The sequence below is a fragment of the Polaromonas sp. AER18D-145 genome, assembly GCF_002379095.1.
Lineage (GTDB): Bacteria > Pseudomonadota > Gammaproteobacteria > Burkholderiales > Burkholderiaceae_C > Polaromonas.
Map to the genome: position 1 here is coordinate 1 of NZ_NBZV01000092.1, position 4,146 is coordinate 4,146.

At 65.1% G+C, this 4,146-nt stretch carries 5 protein-coding genes and 1 pseudogene; 5 read left to right on the forward strand and 1 reads right to left on the reverse strand.

Going from position 1 to position 4,146, the window contains the following annotated elements; genetic code table 11:
* On the forward strand, positions 1-621 hold a 621-nt coding region (locus B7G52_RS22850), incomplete at its 5' end, for a LysR substrate-binding domain-containing protein (RefSeq protein ID WP_240523594.1).
* On the opposite strand, the gene B7G52_RS22855 is transcribed toward B7G52_RS22850, so the two are convergent.
* Positions 618-1,151, reverse strand: a complete 534-nt coding sequence (locus B7G52_RS22855; protein WP_141397536.1) for a hypothetical protein — start codon at positions 1,149-1,151, stop codon at positions 618-620. The genes B7G52_RS22850 and B7G52_RS22855 overlap by 4 nt on opposite strands.
* Positions 1,152-1,401: 250 nt before the next feature.
* Here B7G52_RS22855 and B7G52_RS22860 point away from each other — a divergent pair, with 250 nt between their 5' ends.
* The 4 genes and pseudogenes from B7G52_RS22860 to B7G52_RS22870 all read left to right on the forward strand — a co-directional run bounded on the left by B7G52_RS22860 (position 1,402) and on the right by B7G52_RS22870 (position 3,665).
* The gene (locus tag B7G52_RS22860; protein WP_096699959.1) at positions 1,402-2,463 is read left to right on the forward strand and encodes a DUF6352 family protein; all 1,062 of its coding nucleotides are present in this window, start codon (positions 1,402-1,404) and stop codon (positions 2,461-2,463) included.
* A gap of 97 nt (positions 2,464-2,560) precedes the next feature.
* Complete coding sequence (locus tag B7G52_RS23725) at positions 2,561-2,725, forward strand: hypothetical protein (RefSeq protein ID WP_170954860.1); 165 nt, start codon at positions 2,561-2,563, stop codon at positions 2,723-2,725.
* 109 nt (positions 2,726-2,834) lie between these two features.
* Positions 2,835-3,293: pseudogene (locus tag B7G52_RS22865) on the forward strand (sulfite exporter TauE/SafE family protein); the annotation flags it as partial.
* Between the two features lie 177 nt (positions 3,294-3,470).
* On the forward strand, positions 3,471-3,665 hold the full coding sequence (locus B7G52_RS22870; protein WP_096699961.1) for a hypothetical protein: 195 nt from the start codon (positions 3,471-3,473) through the stop codon (positions 3,663-3,665).
* The last annotated feature ends 481 nt before the right edge of the window (positions 3,666-4,146 follow it).

Here is a 4,146-nt window from a genome sequence, read left to right on the forward strand (position 1 = left end):
GCGCTGGAGCTGGGTGTGGTGCCGACCTTTGCCGCCAAATGGCTGGTGCCGCGGCTCGGCGATTTTCAGCGCCTGCACCCCGATATTGCGGTGCACCTGTCCTCGCGCACCCGGCCCTTCCTGTTTGCCGACACCGCGCTGGATGCGGCCATTTTCGCGGGCGACGCCGGCTGGCCAGGCACGGCGTCCTGTTTCCTGATGGATGAACGCCTGGTCGCTGTCGGCAGCCCGGCGCTGGTCAAAACGCGGCGCACGCTGAAAGCGGCCGATCTGGCGCACCTGCCGCTGCTGCAGATGAGCACGCGGCCTTATGCCTGGCGGCAGTGGTTTGAATCGCTGGGCCTGCACATCGACAACGACCTGGCCGGCGCGCGCATGGAGCTGTTTTCCATCACCACCGAGGCGGCCATTCACGGCCAGGGCCTGGCGCTGATCCCGCGCTTCCTGATTGAAGAGGATTTGAAGCAGGGTCGCCTGGTGCCGCTGATCGAGCACGAGTTTGTCAGCGACCGGCGTTATTACTTCATTTACCCGGAACAGAAGTCCGACAACACGGTGCTGGCACTGTTTCGCAGCTGGCTGGATGCGCAGGCCACCCGTTACCGCGAGGCGCAGCCCTAACGCCTGTCACCGCTGGAGATGCGGCCCTGTTCGCGCCGGTTCTGCGCCTGCTCGCGCAGGGCGCGCTGGCCCAGCGACTCCTCGTTTTGCCGTTGCCGCTGGTCATCCTGGCGTGTCAGGTCGCGCTGCTGCCGCCATTGCTCACGTTGCAACTGCTGCTGTTCGCGCCAGGCCTGCTCCTGGTCGCTCAGGCCGGGGCGCTGGGGCACCCAGGTGCCATTGCGCTGCGCCTGCTCCCGCAACGCACGTTCGCCGAGGCTCTCCTGGCTCTGCCGGATCTGGGCATCCTGCAGGCGCGTCAGCTCACGTTGGCGTCGCTCCTGTTCGCGCTGCAGCTGCCATTGTTCCCACTGCGCCCGCTCGATGGCGCTGTAGTCGGTCGGCGGGCCGGTGCCTGACCAGGTTTCGGTCCGGGTGGTGACGGTTGGCAACTGCGCCCAGGCGGGCAACAGCGCCAGCACCAGCAGGCTGGTGCCGAGCGATGCCAGCACAGATCCCCGCCAGGCACGGGGTTTCAGGGTTGTGTTCATGGGTGTCTCCATCGGCTGCGCGCTGCGCATTTCAACACCCTACTGTACGCAAAGCAAAAAACAGCATCGCCAACCCGGACGAAGGGCGGGTCGGTGGCTGCTGCCTTTTCTACCAGTGACTGACCGCGCCAGAACCGGCTTTGCGGATTTTTGTATAAAAAACACCCGTTTTCCCCTTGTTCTACGGGCGCAAGCAGCTATTTAATTGATAGCAAATGGCCTTCCTGCGCAATGTGCGACGATTGCCCCCATGCAAAATTTCTGGCCCTCCAGCGGCTTCCACCAGCTTCAGATCACTCCGCGGGGTTGGCTGGCACCCACCGACGATTACCTGCGTCTCTTTCTGAGCCGCCCCGAACTGGCCCTGGTGCCCGAGTCCTGCGCGGCCGAACAGGCGCTGCATGCGGCCTTGCTGGCCGCCCCGTCGCGGCCGGTGACCGAGGCCGAACTGCAGGCCCTGCAGGACGCAGACGCCCGCGAGAGTTACGGCCTGTTTTTGCGCTTTCGCGATGGGCTGCTGGCGGCCGGCACGCTGGAGGCTTATTACCTGGGCTTGTTCCGCAGCGGCAGCATCAGCATTGCGCCACTGTTCATCGACCTGCTGGCCCAGGCCATCCTGCGCCAGGTGCTGGATGAGGCCACCGATGCCTACGAAGTGCGTGCCGCCGAGATGCTGTTTCGTGCCCAGCGCATCACCACGCAGGACGGCCAGGTGCTGGCCGGCGACCGCGAGGTGCTGGACATGTTCAACGAAACCGGCGGACTGGGCGACTTCGGGCGTTTCCTGGCGGAAGCCAAGGCCCCCTTGCGGGCCATCGACATGCAGGTGCTCACCGACGGCAACGCGCCCGACTACTGGCCCGCCAGCGACCGCCACCACTTCCTGCTCGACCTGACCCATGAAATCAGCAACGACCTGAGCCACGGTCTGGTGTTCACCATGACACGCGCCCGCTCCGGCCTGACAGCGCTGGCCCGTGTGCTGGAAAAGTGGGTGCGGCATTTTCTCGGGGTGGCGGTCACCATCCGGCCGCTGCAAAAGGTCGACGACACCGCCTGGCGCTGGCATGTGGGGCTGGACGTGGAGGCGACGGCGCTGCTCAACGACCTGTACGAGGGCAGGGAGGTGGAGGCCGGACGGTTGCAGCGCCTGCTCAGCCTGTTCCGGCTGGATTTTGCGGATCCGCAGGAGATGCGCGCCGATGTGGCCGGCAAGCCGGTGTACCTGGGCCTGATGATGAATGCCGGCCAGTCGGTCAAGCTCAAGCCGCAGAATCTGCTGCTGAACCTGCCGCTGGTGGGGGCGATGTAAATCGGTTCCGGCCGGCCGGCTGCCCCTGCCTTGCCCTGACCCGGGCGCGGTAGCTTAAAATGCCGGGTTCTGCCAATTTTTTAATCCGGAGTCTTCCATGTCCAAAAAAATCCGCGTCGAAGCCGACATCTGCGCACCCAAGCCCGTTCCCGCCCCCGGCATGACCCGCACGGCCGGCCGCGGTCAAAAGATCAGCCTGGAGCGCGGCTCTTGGACCCGCAGCAAAAAGAACCCGGGCAAGCGCCCGCACAAGGGCGGTTAAGCCGTTCGCGGCCGCACCTTCCATCGTGAGCCACTGATGGGGGTGCCTTTGCAGCAAGCCCCGGCTCGCGGGGCTTTTTGCTGCGCGTTGGCGGGGCCGTTCTGAGGCCATGGCCGCCTACACCTTCGTCCTGCTCACCGGTTTTGCCGCCGGTTGCCTGAGCGGCGTCATCGGCACCGGTTCGTCCATCCTGCTGCTGCCGGTGCTGGTCCATGCCTTCGGGCCGAAACAGGCCGTGCCCATCATGGCCATCGCGGCGGTCATGGCCAACCTGTCACGTGTGCTGGCCTGGTGGCGCAAGGTGGACTGGAAGGCGGTCGCCGCCTACACCGTCACCGGCGTGCCCGCGGCAGCCCTGGGTGCCCGCACCTTGCTGGCCCTGCCGCCACACGTCATCGAGATCGGCCTCGGCATTTTTTTCCTCGCCATGGTCCCGGTGCGCCACGTGCTGGCGCGCCTGCAGTGGAAGGCGCGGCTGTGGCACCTTGCCGTGGCCGGCGCTTTTATCGGCTTTCTCACCGGCATTGTGCTGTCCACCGGGCCGCTCAGTGTTCCGGTCTTTTTGTCCTATTGATCCGGCCCGATGAAATATGAACCGTTCGCCCTGAGCTTGTCGAAGGGTTTCGACAAGCTCAACCCGAACGGAAATTAATACATCATCGGGCCGGATCAATATGGCCTGGTCACGGGGGCCTTCCTCGCGACGGAAGCGGCCAGTTCGCTGCTCATCTACCTCAGCAAGGTCGTGACTTTTCATGAATTCGGCGCCTTGCCCGCCGATGTGCTGCTGCAGGGGCTGATCGTGGGCGCCTCGCTGATGGCCGGCACCTTTGCGGGCAAGGCGCTGGTGCTGCGGATGAGTGCGGCTGCGCATGGGTATGTGCTGGACGGGTTGCTGGTTTGCTCGGGGTTGGCGTTGTTGTGGACTGCGCTGGGCTGAGGGCCGGACCGGATTTGTCATCCCGGACTGGATCCGGGATCCAGGTGCGAAGACCACCACCGTTCGGGCTGAGCTTGTCGAAGCCTTCTTCGCTTCGACAGTTTGTTGCTTGCAGCCACCTGTTGGCCGGGGGTTGCCCGGCGGCAAGTAACTTTCTTTTGCGTCGCCAAAAGAAAGTCACCAAAGAAAAGGCGACCCGATGGTCTGGGTCCCTCCGCTTCGCTGCGGGCAGCCTGCGGTGCTCGCCGAAAGCGGGGCCGAGCTCGAACTCGCTTCGCTCAGACAATCGCTCGTCCTGATCCGCTTTCGGCTGTGCTCCTCGGCCCAGCCCGACGGGTGGGGGAATAAATTCGGGTGCGGGGAGTCCTGACGCGCGCAGCGCGTCAGGTCGGAGAACGTGGCAGTCATGTTTGCACGCGGGCGCAGCACACGCGGCCAAATGAAGTCCCCCTCCATCGCCCAGCGGGGCGAGGGAGGGGTT

What these genes read in the sequence shown, in the direction of transcription:
- B7G52_RS22855 (WP_141397536.1), bottom strand. Translation starts at nt 1,151, where the DNA reads ATGAACACAACCCTGAAACCCCGTGCCTGGCGGGGATCTGTGCTGGCA.
- B7G52_RS22860 (WP_096699959.1), top strand. Translation starts at nt 1,402, where the DNA reads ATGCAAAATTTCTGGCCCTCCAGCGGCTTCCACCAGCTTCAGATCACT.
- B7G52_RS23725 (WP_170954860.1), top strand. Translation starts at nt 2,561, where the DNA reads ATGTCCAAAAAAATCCGCGTCGAAGCCGACATCTGCGCACCCAAGCCC.